The organism is Microbacterium tumbae (genome assembly GCF_054780175.1).
In genome coordinates this window covers 1,111,707-1,131,426 of the sequence record NZ_BAAGWV010000001.1, presented here as the reverse complement: position 1 = coordinate 1,131,426, position 19,720 = coordinate 1,111,707, and the positions used below count along the sequence as shown (strand labels likewise).

Genomic DNA, 19,720 nt, shown 5'->3' with positions numbered 1-19,720 from the left:
CGCCGTCAGGCGGTCGCGCGGTCGTCCTGCAGTCCGGGGGCCGACGCGCCGCATGCCGGCCGCTTCGGCGGCTTTCGTCCGACATCCGGCATGTCGGCCCCCGGACTGCAGGCGTTGCAGGCCATGCGCCCCCAGTTATCTTGCACAATGATGTGCATGTTACGTATCATGGTGTCCATGACCACCCGTGCACCCCGCCGCGACGCCGTCGAGAACCGCGCCGGCATCCTGAGCGCCGCGCGCTCCGCGCTCGCCAGCGATCCGCACGCATCCATCGACGCGATCGCCCGCAGCGCGGGCCTCTCCCGGCGGACTCTCTACGGGCACTTCGACGACCGCGACGCCCTCATCCGCGAACTCATCGCGCAGGGAGCGCAGCGCTTCAACGCGATCGCGGAATCCGTCGCCGACGCGGATGCCCGCATGGCCCTCGCCCGGCTCGCCGCACGACTCTGGCAGGAGGCCGCGCACGTGCAGATGGCAGCCGCCCTCGCCCTCGACGAGGCGCATGTGCAGAGCACAGCCGAGGCCCTCAGCCCGCTGCGCCGTGTGGTCTCCGTCCTCGCCCGCCGCGGCCAGGACGACGGCAGCTTCCGCACCGACCTGTCCGCCGGCGCCCTCGCCCGCCTCATCGAGGAGATCGCCCGCACCGTCATCTCCCGCACGGATGCTTCGAGCTCCGGCGCCGCGAGCCTGGCGGTCCGGGCCGTGCTCAGCATCGCCGGGCTCTCCTGGCGCGAGGCGGATGAGCTGCTCCACGCGCACCCGGAGATCCTGGAGGACCGATGAGGATCGCACTGCACGAGGTGGGCAAAGGACATGCGCTTTCGCCGACGAGCCTCGAGTTCCGCACCGGGACGGTCCGCTACGCGCTCGCCGAGACCGAGCAGCGCCCGACGGTGCTCGGTCTGATCGCGAGCGGACGGATGCGCCCCGCCACGGGAACCGTCACGATCGACGGCATCGCCGACGCCGGGATGCTGCGTCGCAGGGTGGCACTCGTCGACGCCCCCGACGTCAGCGACCCGCACGCCGACATCGCCCTCGCCGGCGTCGTCGCCGAGGAGCTCATGTTCGCAGGACGCCGTGCGACCCCGCTGCACGCACGACGCTGGCTCGACGAACTGGGCTACGGCGAGCTTGCATCGATCCCGATCGGGGACGTCGATCCGGCCGCGCGCGTGCGGATCCTGTGCGAGCTCGCCGTCCTCCGCAAGGGCACCGAGGGCATCGTGCTCGTCTCGCCCGACCGGCACGGCGGAAGCCCGGACGGGTGGTGGCGGATCGCCGGCGAGTTCGCCGATCGCGGCTACGCCGTGCTCGTCATCGTCGGCGGCTCGGCAGCCGTGGCGCTGGAGAGAGTGCAGGAGCTGGACGCCGTGAACGCCTCCGGGCCGGTCGAGCCGCTCGCCCTCGAGGAGCCGGATCCGGCCTCCCCCTCGTCGGAGCACCCCGCCAACCCCTCGCTGAGCGGACCCGCCTCGTCGTCCCTGACCGAACCCATCACCCACTCGTTGAGCGAGACCGCCGACCCCTCGTACAGCGGACCCGACTCCTCGTACAGCGAACCCGACTCCCCGTCGCTGAGCGAACCCTCCCCCCGCTCGTTGAGCGAGCGCAGCGAGTCGAAACGCCGTACCGAAGAGGAGAAGGGGGCCGTCAGCCGATCCGTTTCGACTCGGTCGGCTCCGCCGTCCTCGCTCAACGAGCGGGAAAAGGAGACCGACCCGCCGTCCTCCCTGAACGAACGGGAGAAGGAGGAACCGACCCGCCAGCTTTCCCCGACCGAGCCCGCCTCCCCCCGCTCGTTGAGCGAGCGTAGCGAGTCGAAACGCCCCGACGACACGGACGACCTCGGCCGGCCCGTTTCGACTCGGTCGGCTCCGCCGTCCTCGCTCAACGAGCGGGAAAAGGACGAACCGGCTCCGCCGTCCTCGCTCAACGAGCGGGAGAAGGGGGCCGTCCCCGACCATCGGGACGAAGAGCCCGAGACGGACGAGGAGGCGACGCGATGAAGGTACCGGCCATGATCGCCGCGGAGCTGCGGCGGCTCACCGCCAGCAGGATGGGCATCGTCGCGCTGATCGCCCTGATGTGCGTGCCGATCCTCTACGGCGGCCTCTACCTGTGGGCGAACCAGGACCCCTACGGCAAGTTCTCCGAGGTGCCCGTCGCGCTCGTCGTCGAGGACACCGGTGCCGAGGATGTGAACTACGGCGCCGACGTCGCGGAGAACCTGCTCGAGGGCGGCGCCTTCGACTGGCAGGAGATGACCTCGGACGAGGCGCGCGACGCCCTGCAGGAGGGCAGCGTCGACTTCACGGTGACGATCCCCGCCGACTTCTCCTCGGCGCTGACCTCGGCCTCGGGAGACGACCCCCACCAGGCGACGATCGAGCTCGAGACGAACGACGCGAACAACTACCTCGCCTCCTCGATGGGCACCCAGGCCGTGGAGAAGATCCGCAGCACGGTCGCGCAGATGGTGGGAAGCGAGGCCGCCGGTCGGCTGCTCACCGCGCTCAGCGACATCCGCGACAGCCTCGTCGACGCCACGGACGGCGCGACCCGGATCGCCGACGGCGCAGCATCCGCCGTCTCCGGCAGCGCCGACCTCGCCGACGGACTCGCGCAGCTGAAGACCGGCACCTCCGATCTCGCGGCGGGGGCGCACACGCTCGCCGAGGGCGCCGCACAGGTGAGCGCGGGCAACGCGAAGCTCGCGAGCATCGCCGACACGGCGGGCGACGCGGTGCAGGACGCCGTGGACGCGCTCCCCTCGATCGCCGACGACATCGAGCAGACGCTCCTGGACAAGGGCCTCACCCAGGCCGACGTCGATGAGATCGTCGGCAAGCTCGATCCGCTCGGCGATCTCGTCGACGAGGGCAATGCGAAGGTCCAGGACGCCGTCGGCAAGGTCGACGAGCTGGCCGACGGCGCGGCATCCGTCGCCTCGGGGGCGCAGACGCTCGCCTCCGGCGTGGACACCGTCGCGACCGGCACGGCGGCGGCCTCCGACGGAGCAGCCGAACTGCGGACCGGTCTCGGCACGCTCCGCGACGGGATCGTGCAGCTGCGCGACGGCCTCGCGGACGGCGTGGCGCAGATCCCGGCATCCACGGCGGAGCTGCGCAGCGCGCAGGCCGACACGATCGCCGACCCGGTGACCGTGTCCAGCGACAAGGTGAGCTCCGCCGAGGACTACGGCGCGGGGCTGGCCCCGTTCTTCGCGGCGCTGGCCGCCTGGATCGGCATCTACGCGCTGTTCCTCATCGTGAAGCCGATCTCGCGGCGCGCGGTGACCGCGCTGCACTCGCCGATCCGGATCACGCTCGCCGGCTGGCTGACGCCGGCATCCCTCGGCGCCCTGCAGATGGTGGGCCTGATGGGCATCCTGGCGATCACGCTCGGCTTCCGGTTCGACAATCCGCTGGGCACGCTCGGCGTCCTCGTGGTGGCCTCGGCGACCTTCGCCGCGATCATCCTCGCGCTGAACGTCTGGCTGGGATCGGTCGGCCAGTTCCTCGGACTCGTCCTCATGGTGCTGCAGCTGGTGACCGCTGGGGGGACCTTCCCCTGGCAGACGCTGCCCGCCCCGCTCGCCGCGCTCCATCACGTCCTGCCGCTGGGCTATGTCGTCGATGCCATGCGGCAGCTCATGTACGGCGGGAACCTCGCCAGAGCCGGTGGCGATCTCGCTGTGCTGGCCGTCTGGCTCGTCGCCGCGCTGGTGCTGGCCGCGATCGGCGTGACGAGGATGACGCACCGGCGCACCCTTCGCGACCTGCAGCCGAGCCTGATCGGGTAGCCCCCGGCGCCCACCCCTGTCGCTTCGGGGGCCGACACACCACCCGCAGGACCGCGGCGCGGGTCGCGTCCGACATCTGGCGTGTCGGCCCCGGACGTGCGGGCGTCCACAGCCCCCGCGCGCCCGGCGCCGGCCCCGATAGGATGCCAGGACGCGGGCCACGGCTCGCGAACGGACCCGATGTGGGATCGGGTCCGCGCCCGAACCCGAAGGAAAGTCGATGACGACAGACACCGCGGCGACCCGCCGCCGGATCGGACCGCTGATCGGGAGGATCGCCTTCGGCATCGTCGCCGGTCTTGTCGTCATCGCCGTCGCCGCGGCGTTCTTCGTGGCGTGGACCATCCAGCGCTCGTTCCCGCAGACGACGGGATCCCTCGAGGTCGCAGGACTTCAGGCCGAGGTGACCGTGCAGCGGGACGCCTCCGGCATCCCCACGATCACGGCGGACTCCTCGCATGATCTGTTCTTCGCCGAAGGCTTCGTGCACGCGCAGGACCGCTTCTTCGAGATGGATTTCCGCCGGCATGTGACCGCCGGCAGAGTCGCCGAGATGTTCGGCGAGTCCCAGGTCGCGACGGACATGTTCCTCCGTACTCTCGGCTGGCGCCAGGTCGCCGAGGCGGAGGTCGCCGCCATGGACGAGACCGCACGTGGTTACTACGAGTCCTACGCCGACGGCGTGAACGCCTACCTCGCGACCCGCGACGGGGCCGAGCTGAGCCTGGAGTACGCCGTGCTCGGCATCCAGAACCCCGAGTACGAGATCGAGCCGTGGGAGCCCGCCGACTCCGTGGCGTGGCTGAAGGCGATGGCCTGGGACCTGCGGACGAACATCGAGGACGAGACGACGCGCGCCCTGCTGGCGGGGGCGGCCGATCCGGCGGATCCGGAGGCGACGCAGTCCCTGCTCGAGAAGCTCTACCCGGCGTATCCCTTCGACGAGAACCCGGTGATCGTCCCGAAGATCTCGAACGTCCCCGTCCTCTCGCAGGACGCGGATGCCGAGACCGCCGCCTACACGGCGCCCGGAGAGGACGATGCCGCGCAGACGCTGCCCTCCGTGCAGTGGCAGGAGGCGTCCGGCGTCATCGAGGCGGTGGGCCTGCTCGTCGGCGACGTCGGCGAGGGCATCGGCTCGAACTCCTGGGTGGTCGCCGGCTCGCGCACCGCATCGGGGATGCCGCTGCTGGCCAACGATCCGCACCTCGGCGCCTCGCTGCCGAGCGTCTGGTACCAGGTGCAGCTGAAGTGCACTCAGGTCGGCGAGGAATGCCCCTTCGACGTCGGCGGGTTCTCGTTCTCCGGGCTTCCCGGCATCGTGATCGGCCACAACGCCCAGGCGGCGTGGGGCTTCACGAACCTCACCACCGATGTCGCCGACCTGTACGTCGAGCGCATCGAGGGCGACTCCGCCTGGTACGACGGCGAGCTGGTGCCCCTCCAGGTGCGGGAGGAGACGATCGAGGTCGCCGGCGGCGACGACGTCGATCTCACCGTGCGCTCGACCGTGCACGGGCCGATCGTCTCCGGGCTCACGGACGAGTTCACCCGCGTCGCGGAGGATCCCGTCGTCGGCGTCGGAGGGATCGTGCTCCCCCTGGAGGGCGCGCCGGAGATCCCGGACGGCGAGAGCGCGGTCAGCCTGCGCTGGACGGCGCTGGATGCCGGCACCACGGCGACCGCTATCTTCGCCCTGTCCACCGCGCAGGACTTCGAAGACTTCCGCCATGCGGCTTCCCTCTTCGACGTCCCGGCGCAGAACCTCGTCTACGCGGACGTCGAGGGCAACATCGGCTATCAGACCCCCGGCCGCCTTCCCGTCCGCGGTGCCGGCGACGGCTGGCTGCCCCAGCCCGGATGGGACAGCGCCTACGACTGGACCGGGTTCATCCCCTTCGAGGATCTGCCGGTCTCCTACAACCCCGCGAGCGGCTACATCGTGACGGCCAACAATGCGATCGTCGCCGACGACTACGATCACTTCCTCTCCCGGGACTGGGACCACGGCTATCGCGCCGCGCGCATCGCCGACCTCATCGAGCTGCGGTCCTCTGCCGCACCGCTCACGGCCGAGGACATGCGCGAGATCCAGATGGACGACGAGATGTGGATCGGCAAGCGGCTCGCGACCGTCATGGGCGAGGTCACGATCGAGGATGCGGGCACCCGTGAAGCCGTCGCGCTGTTGCGCACCTGGAACGCCCAGAACTCCGCGTCCTCCGCGGCGGCGGCCTACGCGAACGTGCTCTGGTCGCATCTCGTGCAGAACATCATGGCGAACCGCGAGGAGCCGCTGCCGACGGACGATCAGAGCCGGCTCTTCACCGTCGTGGCAGCGATGCTCGACGACCCGTCCGATCCGCTCTGGACGAACGAGAGCATCGACGTCAGCGGGATGGACGAGATGCTCTCCCTGTCCGCCGAGCAGGCGTACGAGGAGCTCGTCGGTCTGCAGGGCGAGGTCGTCGCTCGCTGGAACTGGGGCGATCTGCATGCGATCACCCTCCGCAGCGACACCCTCGGCTCGTCGGGCATCGCTCCGATCGAGATGCTCTTCAACCGCGGACCCTACCGGGTGTCCGGCGGCGCCTCCGTCGTGAACGCGACGGGGTGGGAGCTCGGCGAGTCCTATGCGACGACGACCGTCCCCTCGATGCGGATGGTGGTGGACCTGTCCGACTTCGATGCGTCGACCTGGATCCATCTCACGGGTGCCAGCGGCCACGCGTTCCACGCGCACTACACCGATCAGACGGAGGACTGGGCGGCCGGCAGGCAGCGCGCCTGGGCCTTCACCCCGGATGCCGTCGCCGCGGCCGCCATCGAGACGCTGGCGCTGCGACCGGCCGGGTGAGGTCGCCCTCGTGTGGACGATCAGACACTTTCGGGATTGTGGACGATCGTCTATATTCACAGGTGAGGGAGATCGTCCACATCTGAAGGGTGAATGATGACCACGACGTTGCACACCATGGCAGAGGCCGGTGCCGCATTGCGGGCGGTCCGACTGCGGCGCGGACTGACCCAGGCAGCCGTCGCTCGACGCGCCGCCGTGTCGAGGGAGTGGTTGAACGAAGTCGAGAACGGCAAGAGCAGGTTCGATTTCGGCCTCTACCTCGCCGCCTGCGGAGCACTCGACATCGACGTGGTCCTCCAAGCCCGGGATGAGCGCTCCGATGCCTGAATTGCGCGCCTATCTCGACGGCATCTCGGTCGGAACCTTCCAGCAGAGTGCCGCAGGTGCGATCACCTTCCGATACGACGAAGGAGCCTCGACCCGCACCCCCATCTCCTTGTCCATGCCGAGAAGCCTGCCCGAGCACCGGCAGCGTGCAGCCCGTCCCTATCTTGCCGGGCTGCTGCCGGACAGTCCCGGCGCCCTGCAAGCCATCGCCCGTGAGTATCGCACGACGCCCTCATCGCTGTTCGGCATGCTGACCGGCGTCGGACGCGATGTCCCTGGCGCCCTCCAACTACTGCCGCCGGGATCTGATCCGGACGACAAGGCGGCCCCGCCCTCGGGTCGCGAGGTCGACGACAACGAGATCACGAGACTGTTGCAGGTGGCGATCGAGATCTACCGTGACGGGCGCTCCACGCAGAACATCGACTTCCGTTTCAGTCTGCCCGGCGCCCAAGCGAAGATCGCTCTCACCCGCACGCTGGACGGACGATGGCTGGATCCCGATCGCTCGACGGCGACGACGCACATCCTGAAGCCGGCCAGCTCCGACCAGCCGCTGCCCGATATGGACCAGGCCGAAGCCATCACGCTGGAAGCCGCCCGTCGCATAGGCTTGAACGTCGCGTCGACCGAATCATGGCGGTCACCGGACGGTTCCCTGTCCGCGCTCGTCGCGGAGAGGTACGACCGTCGTACCGGCGAGGACGGCGCCATTCGCCGCCTCCATCAAGAGGATCTCACCCAGGCGCTGTCCGTGCCGCCCGAGAAGAAGTATCAGGATCAGGGCGGCCCGGGCATCCGAAAGGTCGGCGAGCTCATCCGGCAGAGGATCGGCGCCGGCGATCAGCATGCGGTCGCGAAGGCCTTCTTCCAAGGGTTCGCTTTCAATATCGCGATACTCGGAACCGACGCCCACGCGAAGAACTACAGCGTGATGCTGGACCATGACCGCGTCTCGCTGGCTCCGCTCTACGATCTGATCTCCGCGGCGTTCTTCTATCAAGCCGACGCCGACACCCGCCGTCTCCGTCCGTCGATGTGGGTCGGCGATGAGCGGGCCTTCGAACGGATCAACCCGGAGAACCTTGCTCGCGAGGGCGCTCGGATCGGACTCACGCGAGCCGAAGCGGACAACATCGTCGAGGACATCTTCGCCAAGGCACCCGCGGCGCTGACGGCCGCGGCAGCTGAGGCAGGACGGCCGGACTTCGCCGAAACGGCGGAGCGAAACCTCGCACGATTCTCGCCCGTCCGTCTTCTCGGCTGACCGCGGCGGTACAGGAGCTGGACGGCACTCGGCTACCGTGGAGGGATGCCGAACCGCCTGCTCGCCCCGGAGGGCGAGTCCGCATCCGTCGTCGAGTTCGAGCACGGCGGCGCGACCCTGATCGCCGAGACGTTCGGGCAGGGGCCTCTCACCTTCGTGCTCCTGCACGGCATCGGGATGGGACGCAGCGTCTATCTCGACCTCGTGCGCGAGCTGACCGGGACGGTGATCGCCTACGACCTCCCCGGATTCGGCGAGGCGCCGGAGCCGGAGCGCACCCTCACGATGGAACGCCATGCCGACCTCGTCGCGGCGCACCTCCGGAGCGTCGGCGAGACCGGCGTCGTGCTCATCGGCCACTCCATGGGCAGCCAGATCGCCGCGGAGGTCGCCGCCCGGCATCCCTCCCTCGTCGCCGGCGTCGTGCTCGCAGGCCCGACCGTCGACAGCGCATCCCGGAGCATCCGGGCGCAGGCGACGTACCTGCTGCGCGACCTCGCGGGCGAACGGCCGACCGTGCTCTGGCGCGGCGCGCGCGAGTACCTGCGCGGAGGACCGCACCTGCTGCGCAAGATGCGGGCGACGATCGTGCACGAGCCCGAGAAGGCCTACGCGCGGATGGACGGCCCCGTCCTCGTGCTGCGCGGGGAGAGCGATCCGCTCGCCCCGACGACCTGGTGCCGCCAGATCATCGACGCCATCCCCGGCGCCGTCCTCGAGGTCATCCCCGACCACGGGCACGGAACGCTGATCAGCGACTCGACGCCCGCCGCTCGTCTCATCCAGGAGTTCGCCGAGCGGCTGTGACCCCACCCGACGACGACGATCAGCGCAGCGGCGGAGGCGTCTTCGGCAGGAGCATCGCGTTCCGCCGCGAGCGCGTCAGCAGGAGCACGAACGCCGCGAGCGCTCCGAAGAGCACCGCGAAGACGAACCCGATCACGCTCAGGAATCCTGCCACGGGATCCGGGGCCATCACGACGCCGAGGATCCCCGAGACGAGGCCGATCGCCGCGACCGCCGCCAGGAACCAGCCCATGATCATCGAGACGAGGTAGCCCCGCGGTCCCGCATGCCCAGGACGCGGACCGAACCTCATGCGGATGTACCAGCTCCAGCGGGCGCCCGTCCACCATCGGGTGACCTGCCGCGTCATCGGATACCAGCCGGCATCGGGCCCCTCGACCTCGCCGGGCAGCGGGCGCGCGGACGGGTCCATGACCGGTGCCGACGCCGGACGAGGCAGCTTCCGCAGACCGCTCGAGTGGATCGATCCGGCGATCCAGAGGGCGCCGGCGAGGAAGAACAGCACGGGTGCGACGAACAGCCCCGCACTGCGCGACAGCATCGCGCTGAACAGCTGGAGCACGCCGATCCCGAGGAACAGGATGCCGAGGACGACTCCGACGTTCGGGGGCTCGATCGCGAGGAAGTCCGGCTTCGGCCTGCCGTCGCGGATGCGATACGGCGTCCAGACGGCGCCGTCCCACCAGCGCACATCGGACGCACCGGGGACCGGATACCAGCCCATCGGCGGGGCGGCGGGGAAGGCATCCCGCTCGTGCGCCGTCCACTGCGCGCCGTCCCACCAGCGCTGCCGTCCCGGTACGCCGGCGTCGTACCACCCCTGAGGTGCGGACATCCTCCGGTCCTCCTCTCAGCCCGCGCCCGGCGGGGTCTGCTTCGACTCGGCGAGGTCGTCCACGACGAGGTTGCGCTGATCGGCCGAGCCGTTGCGGTACGCCTGCCGCCCGACCATGTGCGCCGACAGCGGCGCGGTCGCGAACTGCATGAGGACGATCGGGGCCACGAGCAGAGCGCCGACCAGGATGCCGCCGACCGATCGCTGGGACAGGGCGATGGCGATGCAGATGAGCAGCAGGCCGAGCACCTGCGGCTTGGTGGCCGCGTGCAGACGTGAGGGCACATCACGGAAGTGCAGCAGACCGACGGCGGCCGACAGGCACAGCAGCGCCCCGAGGAGGATCAGCACGAGCACCGCGACGTCGATGACGGCATCCGGGATGGTGAGACCGAGCATGTTCATGAGGTCGTGTTGTCCCTTCTCGCGACGTAGCGGGCGACGGCGATCGATCCGAAGACGCCGATCGCGGCGATGATGAGCAGGACGGGGATGGTGCGGGTGTGGCCGTCGATCGCCATCTCGGCGCCGAGCACGCACATCACCTCGGTGAGAAGGACGTCGGAGGCGACCGCGCGGTCCAGGATCGACGGACCGAGGACGATCCGGATGAGGGTGAGGATCGCGGCCACGCCGAAGACGATCATGATGATGAGCAGCAGGACGTTCATCGCGGACCCCCCGCTCGCCGGTCTTCCTTGAGGGCGCGGTACTGTGCGGGACTGCCGAGCGCGCGCACGAGTCTGCGCTCCCAGCGCAGCACGCCCTGCCGCTGTCTCTCGACATCCGCCGCGGTGTGCACGCCGATCACGTGCAGGTACAGGATGCCGCGGTCCCGATCCGCCTCGACGATGAGCGACCCGGGGATCAGCGAGCTCGTCACCGACACGTGCGTCATCATGAGGTCGTCCGCGTACCTGAGCGGCACCGCCATGATCGCCGCGCCCGGCTGGCGGCGGAAGTCGAACACCTGGATCGCCACGCTCAGGGCGCCGCGCAGCACGGCGAAGAGGAACTGGACGAGGAACAGCGCGCCGTACCAGAGGTTGATCCTCCCGCTGAGCTCGATCGTCGGAAGCCGGAACACCCGGGTGACGAAGATCGCCACGACGAGACCGGTGACGAAGGCCAGCACCGTGAACTGTCCCCACAGGAGCATCCACAGCACGACGAGCCACGCCAGGAACGGCAGCTGGGAGAGGAACGCCTGCAGGAGGCCGCGGGGCGAGTCGGGGCTCACGGTCCGACCTCCTCTTCGAGCTGCACGAGGCTGACCGGCTGCAGGAGGGCCTCACCGATGCGGTCGCACAGTGCGTACAGCGGGCCGGCGAAGACCGTCAGCAGCAGCGTCACCCCGACCATGCCCCCCGTGGCGAGGGTCATGATCCTCGGGATGCGACGGCGCTCCTGCTGCTCGTCGGCCGCAGGGGCGTTGCCGAGATAGGAGATGCGGCCCTCGGTCTCGGTGGAGTCCTCCTCCTCGCGCCAGAACGCGAGGTTCCACGCGCGCATGAGCGCGTACAGGGTGAGAAGCGAGGTGACGATGCCGCCGATGATCAGCACGATCATGATCGGCGTGCCCACGGACGCCGCCGCCTCGAACAGCGCGAACTTGCCGATGAAGCCGGAGAACGGCGGCAGGCCTCCGAGGTTGATCGCCGGCACGAAGTAGAGCACCGCGAGCACGGGGGCGGCCTTCAGGAGCCCCTTGACCCTCAGGATGCTCGTGCTGCCGGCCCTCCGCTCGATGAGGCCCACCGCGAGGAACAGAGTCGTCTGCACGACGATGTGGTGCACGATGTAGTACACCGTGGCGCCGATCGCGGCGGGCGTCGCGATCGCGAGGCCGAAGATCATGTAGCCGACATGGCTGACGAGGGTGAACGACAGGATCCTCTTCAGCTCGGCCTGCGCCACGGCGCCGAGGACGCCCACCACCATCGTGGCCAGCGCGACGATCAGCAGCAGCATGTCGATGCTGTTCTCGGCGAACAGCTGGGTCTCCGTGCGGATCAGCGCGTAGACGCCGACCTTCGTCAGCAGGCCGGCGAACACCGCCGTCACCGGGGCGGGGGCCGTCGGATACGAGTCCGGCAGCCAGAAGGACACGGGGAAGATGGCCGCTTTGATGCCGAACGCCACGACCAGGAGCAGATGCAGCACGAGCTGGGTCTCCTGCGGGAGCTCGGTCATCCGCTCCGCGATCTGCGCCATGTTGACGGTGCCGAGCGCTCCGTAGATCATCGCGATCGCGGCGAGGAACAGGATGGAGGAGACCAGCGAGACGACGATGTAGACCGCGCCCGTGCGGATCCGGGACTCCGTGCTGCCGAGCGTGATGAGCACATACGAGGCAACGAGGAGGATCTCGAACCCGACGTAGAGGTTGAACAGATCCCCGGCGATGAAGGCGTTGAAGATGCCGGCGGCGAGGATCAGGTACGAGGGGTTGAAGATCGAGATCGGCGTCTCGTCCGTGCCGTCCGCGGCACCCTGGCCGATCGAGAACAGCAGGACCGCGAGCAGCACGATGCTCGAGATGAGCACCAGGAGCGCGGCCAGGCGGTCGACGTAGAGCACGATGCCGAACGGCACGGGCCACCCGCCGACCGAGACGGCGAGGGGCGTCCCGGCATCCACGACGACGAGCAGGACCGCGGCGATCACTGCGACGACGGCGAGCGTCGCGACCGAGACGAAGATCTGCAGGCGCGGGCTCCGCCCGAAGACGAGAGTGATCGCCGCGCCCAGCAGCGGCAGGGCGACGAGAAGGGGGACGAGTGCGCTCACGGGCGGTCCTCCTTCTCGTCGTCCTGCTTCGAGAGGTCCTCTGCACGGGGATCGCGTTTCGACTCGCTGCGCTCGCTCAACGAACGGGAGGAGGAGAGCTCGCTCAACGAACGGGAGGAGGAGGGGTCGCTCGACTCTCCCCGCTCGTTGAGCGAGGACGGCGAAGCCGACCGAGTCGAAACGTCCTCCGCGCTCACGGGACCGGGCGTGTCAGGACCGCCCGAACGCGGAGCGGACGTGCCGTACGCCATGTCCATCGGCGCGTCGTCCTGGATCGCGGGATGATCGCGCATGTGCAGCACCGTGATGGGCGCGGTCTGCACGCCGACGAAGTCCGTGGTCGCCTCGTCGTCCTCCGCATCTCCCTCGTCGTCCATGACGTCCTCGTCGGCGTCCGTGCGCTCGCGCAGGGCGATGTCGGCCTCGTCGTCCTCGACCGTGTCGGCCTGGCCGAGCTGCCAGGAGCGGTAGATGAGCGCGAGGAGGAACGCCGAGACCGCGAAGGTGATGACGATCGCGGTGAGCGTGAGGGCCTGCGGGAGCGGGTCGCTCATCGTTCCCTCGGTGCCGAAGAACGGGGCGGAGCCCGGGACCCCCATGACGATCAGCAGCAGCAGGTTGGTGGCGTTCCCCAGCAGCAGGAAGCCGATGAGCACCCTGGTGAGGCTGCGCTCGAGCATCGCGTAGACGCCGCAGGCGAACAGCACGGCCATGATGACGATCAGGGTCATCGAGACGTCCATCAGATGTTCACCCCCCTGGCGCGCATGTCCTGGGCCTGCCGATCCACCTCGGCGCCGAGGCTGCGCAGCACGTCGAGGACCAGTCCGATGACGACGAGGTAGACGCCGACGTCGAAGATCGTCGAGGTGACGAACTCCATGTGCCCGATGAGCGGGACCTCCCACTCCCAGAACGAGCTGGTCAACGGCGAGAGCCCGAAGAAGAGGGGGACGACGGCCGTGCCGACCGCGATGATGAGTCCCGCGCCGAGGAGGCGCCCGGCATCCGTCGGCGCGGCCGCGCCGAGCTCCCAGCGTCCGCCCGCGATGTAGCGCATGACGAGCGCCATGCCTGCGACGAGGCCGCCGGCGAAGCCCCCGCCCGGGCCGTTGTGCCCGGCGAACAGCAGGTAGATCGACACCACGATGATGGTGTGGAACAGGATGCGCACGATCACCTCGAGCAGGATCGAGCGGTTCTCGGGCTTCATCTTCTGCCCGCCGACGAGCCACGCCCGAGGGGCGCTGCGGTTCTCCGCGGTCTGGAACCGCACGCCCTCGTTGGTCTCGACGAGCGGATTGTGCCGTGCCTTGCGACGCGCGGAGCGCGGCACGCTCTTGGTCGCGGCGAGCAGGTCCGCGCGATGCGTGACGAACACGAGGGAGGCGACGCCGGTCGCGGCGAGCACCAGCACCGACAGCTCGCCCATGGTGTCCCAGCCGCGCAGGTCGACGAGGGCGACGTTGACGACGTTCTTGCCGTGCCCGAGCTCATAGGCGAGATCGGGGAACAGCACGGAGATCGGATCCGCGACGCGCGACTGGGTGGCGATGATCGCGACCAGCGCCATGGTCGCCCCGACGGCGACGCCGAGGACGGCGCGAGGCAGACGGCCGACCGAGGCGTTGTGCTCGCCCATCCGCGCCGGAAGGCGGCGCAGGACCAGGGCGAAGGTCACCATCGTGACCGTCTCGACGAGGATCTGCGTGAGAGCGAGGTCCGGCGCCCCGCTGGTGGCGAAGAGCGCGACCATGCCGAGACCGGTCACCGAGACGAGCACGACACCCGTATAGCGCTTGCGCGCCCGCACGGCGAAGACCGCGGCCGCCGCCATGATGGGCGCCACGACGATCTGGGTCGGGGTGTGCCACGGCGACAGGCTGAGCTGCTGGGCGTCGCTCGCCAGCAGCGCGGTGATCTCCGCCACCACGACGACGATGAAGATCGTGCCGACGTACACGGGGAGCGATCCGCGCTGGGTGAGAGAGGTGGTCACGACCGAGAGACGGTCGATGCTGCGCGTGACGAGGTAGTACGCGTCGGATGCGGTGAACGGCAGCACGCGCGGCTTCCGGTCCCACCCGGAGCGGCGGGTCAGGAGGAAGAGCCCGATGCCGAGGAGGATCGACAGGAGGGAGATGCCGAGGGCGGGCTCCAGGCCGTGCCACAGGGCGAGGTGGCCCGGCCCCTCCGTCTCACGACCGGGCTCGGCGGTGACGGCGTAGCCGTGCAGGGCCACGTCCACAGCCGGGGCGCCGATGCCCGCGGCGATCGTGGCGCCCGCGAGGACGATCGGGGCCGAGAGGAACCCCACCGGGGGATCGGGCCAGTGCGTCTCCGGCATCCGCCCGCCCTGCTCGTCCCGCTTGGTCCAGAATGCGCCCCACAGGAACCGGACGCCGTAGGCGGCGGTGAGCGTCGCCCCCAGCGCGACGCCGATGATCGCGACCCAGCCCCAGACGGACCCGGCGAGCGCGTCGTCGAGCAGGGCGGTGAGCGCGGATTCCTTGGCGACGAAGCCGATCGTCGGAGCCACGCCCGCCATCGATGCGACGGCGATGAAGGCGGTGGTCGCCATCACGGGCGCCTGGCGACCGACGCCGGAGAGCTCGGTGATGTCGCGCGTGGAGAGCTGGCGGTCGATGATGCCGACGATGAGGAACAGCGCCGACTTGAACAGCGCGTGCGCGATGACGAGCGCGAGCCCCGCGAGCGCCGAGGCCTGCGTGCCGTAGCCGACCACCACCGTGAAGAAGCCGAGCTGGCTGACGGTGCCGAAGGCGAGGATGCGCTTGAGGTCGGTCTCCCGCAGCGCCTGGACACCGCCCAGCAGCATGGTGAAGACGCCGAGCGAGATGACGAGCGGGCGCCACGGCTCGCTGAAGGCGAAGATCGGCGCGAACCGGGCGATGAGGTAGATGCCCGCCTTCACCATGGCAGCCGCGTGCAGGTACGCGCTCACCGGCGTCGGAGCCGCCATCGCACCGGGCAGCCAGAAGTGGAAGGGGAAGATGGCCGACTTGCTGAGCGCGCCGATGAGCAGCATGACGATCGCCGCGTTCACGAAGGGCCCGGCGGGCGGATCGGCCAGCATCGCGCTGATGCTCGTGGTCCCGGCATCCACCACGAGCAGCACGACGCCGACGAGCATGACGAGCCCTCCGAGGGTCGTCACCAGCAGCGCCTGCAGCGCGGCGCGGCGGCTGGCGGCGCGGCGTCGGTAGTGCCCGATCAGCAGGTAGGACAGGATGCTCGTGACCTCCCAGAACATCACGAGCATCACGAGGTCGTCGGTGAGGACGAGACCGTACATCGCACCGGCGAAGCCGAGCAGGACGCCGGCGAACTGTCCGAGGCCGGTGGCGTCGTCGTGGAAGTACCAGCGGCAGTACAGCAGCACGAGCGAGCCGACGCCGGTGACGATCAGCGTGAGGACCCAGCCGAGCACGTCCATGTGCATCGACAGATTCAGGCCCAGCTGAGGGATCCACTCGATCGACTCGAACGGTGCCGATGCGGGACCGAGGACCTGCGGGGTGAGGACGAGCGCGTGGACGAAGGCCGCGGCCGGGACGAGGGCCGCGATGGCGAAGGCCTGGGCGCCCAGCCAGCGCACGAGCGCGGGGAGGAGGAGGGAGGCGAGGAGGAAGACGACGAGGAGTGTCAGCATAGGCGGCTCCTCAGGGCTCGTCGGGCCTCTCGGCTCAGGCGGGTCACTTCAGTCTACCGGGGCGCTTCGGGCATCGGGGCGGTTCATCCGGGATCGCTGGGCCGGAACGACGCCCTGTCGGCATGCGGCCGCGCGTGCGAGACTGTTGGCACCATGCGTTTCGTCATCCGAGTCGTCGTCAACGCCTTCGCCCTGTGGGTGGTGTCGTTGATCCCCGCCCTGCAGATCGTCATCACCGCCTTCACGCCGGGCGAACCCCTTCAGCTGACGCTCACGCTGCTGGCGATCGGGGCGATCTTCGCCCTGGTGAACACGATCGTCGGAACCGTCGTGAAGATCGTGGCTTTCCCCCTGTACATCCTCACCTTCGGGCTGATCGGTTTCGTCATCAACGGCTTCCTGCTGTGGCTGACCGCCTGGATCACCTCCGGCTTCGGATGGGGCCTGACCGTCGGCGACTTCTGGTGGGGAGTGCTCGCCGCGATCCTCATCTCGATCATCAACGGCGTCTTCGGCTTCATCCTGCGACCGCAGAAGAAGTCGCGCCGGGACTGACGTCCGCGTCAGCGCAGGGAGCCGGACAGCGACGACACCGCTCCGAGCACGAGCACGACGATGGCGATGCCCGCCCAGACGAAGGCGAGGTACTGCATCGGGATCCAGAAGACGGTGTGCACGTTCAGGGCCCGTCTCGTCTGCCCCTTCTCGTGCTCGAACAGCGCGTCGGCCATCTGCTGGGCCTCCGCAAGGGAGCCGGGCTGCGGCTGACCGGGGCCGAGGCTGAACCGTCCGCTCGCCACGAGCGCGTCGAGCTGCTCCCGGCGGCTGCGCGCCCAGGCGTCGACCTTCCCCTGCGGCCTCGTCCGGTTCATCGCATCGCCGGTGAACCAGGTCGCGGCCGCCGCGATGATCAGGCCGATGGCGATCGAGAACGGCAGCGCCCCCTCCGGAAGCACCGTCGAGGCCAGCCCCGCGAACAGGATCATCGCCACCAGCGCGTAGACGATCGCCAGGATGCCCCACCCTCGCCAGATGATCATGTCGTCCCCCTTCTTCGCCGTGCGACACGAGCCCTGACAGGCTAGACGCTCGACGGATCATCCGACGATGGGTCATTCTGCCCATCCGGTGCGATCGGCCTCGTACTCGGTGGACTCGATCACCTCGGCGTCCGCCAGCTCTGCGAGCCGCTCCCGGTAGGCCTCCAGCCGCGGGTCCGCGGAGTCGTCGACCAGCTCGGCCGTCTCGATGTAGCTCTCGATCATATGCGGCTCGAGGAGGAGATCCCTCCACTGCGCCTGCGGGTCGCCTTCGCGCTGCGCGACGAAGCTCTCGGGTGCTCCGGTTCCCTGCTGCGACCCTCCTCCGGCGAGGGCGTTGACCAGATCGTCGCTGTGGCGCAGCTGGATGAGCAGCTGATCCTCGTCCAGGGCCGGCTCTACCGGACTGCCGGCGGTGACCATCAGCGGGACGTCGAACTCGCCCTGCGTCGCCAGGAACGATCCGATCATGCCCGCCTGGGAGTGCGTGTACACGTCGACGACGTCCCCCGGACCCGCACCCGCCTGGTGCAGAGCCTCCACGACGGCCCGGTAGGAGGCTGCGTCCATGCCGACGTACATCTGGGCGTTGGATCGCATGTCCCAGGGCTCCTCGCCGCCGGCGAGACCGGACTGCGTGCCCTTCGCGTACAGCACGTATCTGGTCGACCCGTTCGAGAAGGTGTACTTCTCGACCTTGACCTGCGCGCCGTCGGTCTCGGGAAAGCGGCGGAAGGCGTCCGCGAGCGACGCCGGCGGGGCGATCGGCGACGAGGTCCGCACGGGTCGCACGGACACGGGATCCGCCGCGCCCGCCGGCACGAAGCCGGGCGGCACCAGCCCGTGCATCCGAGATGTCGACACCATCGCGACCGCCGCGATGATCGCCCCCGGAGCGAGCCCGGTCAGCTCCAGGAGCTCGAACTGGCTGTCCAGACCCTCGAAGCGACGCAGCTCCCACTTCGCGACGAGGTAGTCGGCCATCGTCGCGAGGCGGTCGTCCGTCGCCTCCAGATCGTCGATCTCGGCCTGCATCGCATCGGCGGCCGCCGGATCGGTGAGGGCCAGCGCATCGCGTTCCGCCCGGAGCTCGACGAGCTCATAGGCATCGGCCATCAGCCGGGTGCCGGTCGCCACGTCGTCGACACGGGAGCGGAGAGCGACCAAGGAGGAGCCGCTCGCCCACAGCGCCACCGTGTCGACCCTGGCCGAGAGACCGGCCGTCGCGGTGATCCAGCGGTGCGCCTGGTACGCGGCGTCCGCGGCCGTCTGCACCTGCTCGGCGATCGCGGCCAGCCTCGTCGCGACGTCGCGCACCGTGTCGGTGTCCACCTCGATCACGCCGCCGTGCATGATCGTGAGGTCTTCGTCGTCACTCACGTGCGGCCTCCAGCTCCCACAGCCGGCTGCGCAGGCCCGTCGCCTCCGTGCCGCAGCAGACGCCGATGGCGTCGACGGCCTCCTTCAGGGATCGCATGCCGTCCGCGTGCCATCCGGTGTCCGCGCTCAGCGAGAGCAGCGCCGTGCCTGCCTCTTCGAGAGCTCCGATCGCGTCGAGCACCGACCTGTACGCGCCGTACCAGCAGAAGTCCTGGGGTGCGGTGAAGGCCTGGGCGCTGTCGATGGAGTGCATGCGTCAAGGATGCCGGGAGCGCGCGGCGCGGACCGGCCGGCGAGGTGAGCGATCCGCGAGGGTGGGGAGAACTCGCGTTCCTCACATGCTGTGCAGGGCCGGGGACTGCCGCTCCACGGATCCAGCAGGCAGAATGGGGGGATGACCGACCCGGATCCCTTCCGCGTCATCTTCGTCTGCACCGGCAACATCTGCCGTTCCCCGATGGCCGAAGCGGTGCTTCGCGACCTCGCCGAACGGCAGGGTCTCGGGCACCGGATCGTCTCCCGAAGCGCAGGAACCGGCGACTGGCACCTCGGCGAGCGGGCGGACCACCGCACGCTCGCCGCGCTCCAGCGTCGCGGCTACGACGGCTCGCAGCATCGGGCCAGGCAGTTCACCGCGGCATCCTTCCGCGACAACGACCTGGTCGTCGCCCTCGATCGCACGCATGAGCGGAACCTGCGCGAATGGGCGCACGACGAGGACGAGGAGGGCAAGATCACGCTGCTGCTCTCGTTCGATCCCTCCGCCGAGGTCATGGACGTGCCGGACCCCTACTACGCCGGGCCCGAGATGTTCGATGCCGTGCTCGGTATGATCGAGACGTCGACCAGAGGCCTGTTCCGCCAGCTCGAACCCGCTCTGCGACAGCCCGCACGACGCCCCGTACACGAGGGGCCCTGAGCAGGAGGACT

At 69.6% G+C, this 19,720-nt stretch carries 19 protein-coding genes; 9 read left to right on the top strand and 10 right to left on the bottom strand.

Annotated elements, in window-relative coordinates:
* Positions 1-177 precede the first annotated feature (177 nt).
* From ACYVGQ_RS05240 to ACYVGQ_RS05210, 7 genes are all read left to right on the top strand, one after another.
* Positions 178-789, top strand: a complete 612-nt coding sequence (locus ACYVGQ_RS05240) for a TetR/AcrR family transcriptional regulator (protein WP_460783488.1) — start codon at positions 178-180, stop codon at positions 787-789.
* A complete protein-coding gene (locus ACYVGQ_RS05235; protein WP_460783487.1) occupies positions 786-2,015 on the top strand; it encodes a hypothetical protein in 1,230 nt (409 codons plus the stop codon). The genes ACYVGQ_RS05240 and ACYVGQ_RS05235 overlap by 4 nt, the downstream gene beginning before the upstream one ends.
* Positions 2,012-3,811, top strand: coding sequence for a YhgE/Pip family protein (locus tag ACYVGQ_RS05230; RefSeq protein ID WP_460783486.1), 1,800 nt, complete (start codon positions 2,012-2,014; stop codon positions 3,809-3,811). Before ACYVGQ_RS05235 ends, ACYVGQ_RS05230 begins: the two co-directional genes overlap by 4 nt.
* 220 nt (positions 3,812-4,031) lie before the next feature.
* Positions 4,032-6,668 (top strand): penicillin acylase family protein, encoded by a 2,637-nt coding sequence (locus ACYVGQ_RS05225; RefSeq protein WP_460783485.1) that lies wholly within the window; start codon positions 4,032-4,034, stop codon positions 6,666-6,668.
* 96 nt (positions 6,669-6,764) lie between these two features.
* Positions 6,765-6,998: a helix-turn-helix domain-containing protein gene (locus ACYVGQ_RS05220; protein ID WP_460783484.1), complete on the top strand. Its 234-nt coding sequence runs from the start codon at positions 6,765-6,767 to the stop codon at positions 6,996-6,998.
* Positions 6,991-8,265, top strand: a complete 1,275-nt coding sequence (locus ACYVGQ_RS05215; protein ID WP_460783483.1) for a HipA domain-containing protein — start codon at positions 6,991-6,993, stop codon at positions 8,263-8,265. Before ACYVGQ_RS05220 ends, ACYVGQ_RS05215 begins: the two co-directional genes overlap by 8 nt.
* A 45-nt stretch (positions 8,266-8,310) precedes the next feature.
* The gene (locus ACYVGQ_RS05210) at positions 8,311-9,072 is read left to right on the top strand and encodes an alpha/beta fold hydrolase (protein ID WP_460783482.1); all 762 of its coding nucleotides are present in this window, start codon (positions 8,311-8,313) and stop codon (positions 9,070-9,072) included.
* Between the two features lie 19 nt (positions 9,073-9,091).
* Here ACYVGQ_RS05210 and ACYVGQ_RS05205 read toward each other — a convergent pair whose 3' ends face one another.
* The 7 genes from ACYVGQ_RS05205 to ACYVGQ_RS05175 are packed head-to-tail and all read right to left on the bottom strand — an operon-like array spanning position 9,092 to position 16,370.
* Complete coding sequence (locus ACYVGQ_RS05205; protein ID WP_460783481.1) at positions 9,092-9,907, bottom strand: DUF2510 domain-containing protein; 816 nt, start codon at positions 9,905-9,907, stop codon at positions 9,092-9,094.
* Positions 9,908-9,922: 15 nt separating this feature from the next.
* Complete coding sequence (gene mnhG / locus ACYVGQ_RS05200) at positions 9,923-10,312, bottom strand: monovalent cation/H(+) antiporter subunit G (RefSeq protein WP_460783480.1); 390 nt, start codon at positions 10,310-10,312, stop codon at positions 9,923-9,925.
* Complete coding sequence (locus tag ACYVGQ_RS05195; protein WP_460783479.1) at positions 10,309-10,578, bottom strand: monovalent cation/H+ antiporter complex subunit F; 270 nt, start codon at positions 10,576-10,578, stop codon at positions 10,309-10,311. The genes mnhG and ACYVGQ_RS05195 overlap by 4 nt, the downstream gene beginning before the upstream one ends.
* Positions 10,575-11,147, bottom strand: a complete 573-nt coding sequence (locus ACYVGQ_RS05190) for a Na+/H+ antiporter subunit E (protein WP_460783478.1) — start codon at positions 11,145-11,147, stop codon at positions 10,575-10,577. The genes ACYVGQ_RS05195 and ACYVGQ_RS05190 overlap by 4 nt, the downstream gene beginning before the upstream one ends.
* On the bottom strand, positions 11,144-12,697 hold the full coding sequence (locus ACYVGQ_RS05185; protein WP_460783477.1) for a Na+/H+ antiporter subunit D: 1,554 nt from the start codon (positions 12,695-12,697) through the stop codon (positions 11,144-11,146). Before ACYVGQ_RS05185 ends, ACYVGQ_RS05190 begins: the two co-directional genes overlap by 4 nt.
* Positions 12,694-13,428 (bottom strand): Na(+)/H(+) antiporter subunit C, encoded by a 735-nt coding sequence (locus ACYVGQ_RS05180; RefSeq protein ID WP_460783476.1) that lies wholly within the window; start codon positions 13,426-13,428, stop codon positions 12,694-12,696. The genes ACYVGQ_RS05185 and ACYVGQ_RS05180 overlap by 4 nt, the downstream gene beginning before the upstream one ends.
* An 11-nt stretch (positions 13,429-13,439) precedes the next feature.
* Entirely contained in the window at positions 13,440-16,370 is a 2,931-nt protein-coding gene (locus tag ACYVGQ_RS05175; RefSeq protein ID WP_460783475.1) for a Na+/H+ antiporter subunit A, read from the bottom strand.
* 153 nt (positions 16,371-16,523) lie between these two features.
* Between ACYVGQ_RS05175 and ACYVGQ_RS05170 the strand changes: the two genes are divergently transcribed.
* A complete protein-coding gene (locus ACYVGQ_RS05170; RefSeq protein WP_460783474.1) occupies positions 16,524-16,925 on the top strand; it encodes a phage holin family protein in 402 nt (133 codons plus the stop codon).
* 8 nt (positions 16,926-16,933) lie between these two features.
* Here the strand turns inward: ACYVGQ_RS05170 and ACYVGQ_RS05165 are convergent, their stop codons facing one another.
* The 3 genes from ACYVGQ_RS05165 to ACYVGQ_RS05155 form a co-directional block, all read right to left on the bottom strand.
* On the bottom strand, positions 16,934-17,410 hold the full coding sequence (locus tag ACYVGQ_RS05165) for a hypothetical protein (RefSeq protein WP_460783473.1): 477 nt from the start codon (positions 17,408-17,410) through the stop codon (positions 16,934-16,936).
* 72 nt (positions 17,411-17,482) lie between these two features.
* Positions 17,483-18,790, bottom strand: coding sequence for a hypothetical protein (locus ACYVGQ_RS05160; protein ID WP_460783472.1), 1,308 nt, complete (start codon positions 18,788-18,790; stop codon positions 17,483-17,485).
* The gene (locus ACYVGQ_RS05155; RefSeq protein WP_460783471.1) at positions 18,783-19,043 is read right to left on the bottom strand and encodes a hypothetical protein; all 261 of its coding nucleotides are present in this window, start codon (positions 19,041-19,043) and stop codon (positions 18,783-18,785) included. Before ACYVGQ_RS05155 ends, ACYVGQ_RS05160 begins: the two co-directional genes overlap by 8 nt.
* Before the next feature lie 141 nt (positions 19,044-19,184).
* Here ACYVGQ_RS05155 and ACYVGQ_RS05150 point away from each other — a divergent pair, with 141 nt between their 5' ends.
* Positions 19,185-19,709, top strand: a complete 525-nt coding sequence (locus tag ACYVGQ_RS05150; protein WP_460783470.1) for a low molecular weight protein-tyrosine-phosphatase — start codon at positions 19,185-19,187, stop codon at positions 19,707-19,709.
* The last annotated feature ends 11 nt before the right edge of the window (positions 19,710-19,720 follow it).

Coding starts and splice junctions, on each gene's coding strand:
- ACYVGQ_RS05170 (WP_460783474.1), top strand. CDS start 16,524: ATGCGTTTCGTCATCCGAGTCGTCGTCAACGCCTTCGCCCTGTGGGTG.
- ACYVGQ_RS05220 (WP_460783484.1), top strand. CDS start 6,765: ATGACCACGACGTTGCACACCATGGCAGAGGCCGGTGCCGCATTGCGG.
- ACYVGQ_RS05180 (WP_460783476.1), bottom strand. CDS start 13,428: ATGACCCTGATCGTCATCATGGCCGTGCTGTTCGCCTGCGGCGTCTAC.
- ACYVGQ_RS05155 (WP_460783471.1), bottom strand. CDS start 19,043: ATGCACTCCATCGACAGCGCCCAGGCCTTCACCGCACCCCAGGACTTC.
- mnhG (WP_460783480.1), bottom strand. CDS start 10,312: ATGAACATGCTCGGTCTCACCATCCCGGATGCCGTCATCGACGTCGCG.
- ACYVGQ_RS05225 (WP_460783485.1), top strand. CDS start 4,032: ATGACGACAGACACCGCGGCGACCCGCCGCCGGATCGGACCGCTGATC.
- ACYVGQ_RS05215 (WP_460783483.1), top strand. CDS start 6,991: ATGCCTGAATTGCGCGCCTATCTCGACGGCATCTCGGTCGGAACCTTC.
- ACYVGQ_RS05195 (WP_460783479.1), bottom strand. CDS start 10,578: ATGAACGTCCTGCTGCTCATCATCATGATCGTCTTCGGCGTGGCCGCG.
- ACYVGQ_RS05230 (WP_460783486.1), top strand. CDS start 2,012: ATGAAGGTACCGGCCATGATCGCCGCGGAGCTGCGGCGGCTCACCGCC.
- ACYVGQ_RS05165 (WP_460783473.1), bottom strand. CDS start 17,410: ATGATCATCTGGCGAGGGTGGGGCATCCTGGCGATCGTCTACGCGCTG.
- ACYVGQ_RS05240 (WP_460783488.1), top strand. CDS start 178: ATGACCACCCGTGCACCCCGCCGCGACGCCGTCGAGAACCGCGCCGGC.
- ACYVGQ_RS05175 (WP_460783475.1), bottom strand. CDS start 16,370: ATGCTGACACTCCTCGTCGTCTTCCTCCTCGCCTCCCTCCTCCTCCCC.
- ACYVGQ_RS05235 (WP_460783487.1), top strand. CDS start 786: ATGAGGATCGCACTGCACGAGGTGGGCAAAGGACATGCGCTTTCGCCG.
- ACYVGQ_RS05205 (WP_460783481.1), bottom strand. CDS start 9,907: ATGTCCGCACCTCAGGGGTGGTACGACGCCGGCGTACCGGGACGGCAG.
- ACYVGQ_RS05150 (WP_460783470.1), top strand. CDS start 19,185: ATGACCGACCCGGATCCCTTCCGCGTCATCTTCGTCTGCACCGGCAAC.
- ACYVGQ_RS05210 (WP_460783482.1), top strand. CDS start 8,311: ATGCCGAACCGCCTGCTCGCCCCGGAGGGCGAGTCCGCATCCGTCGTC.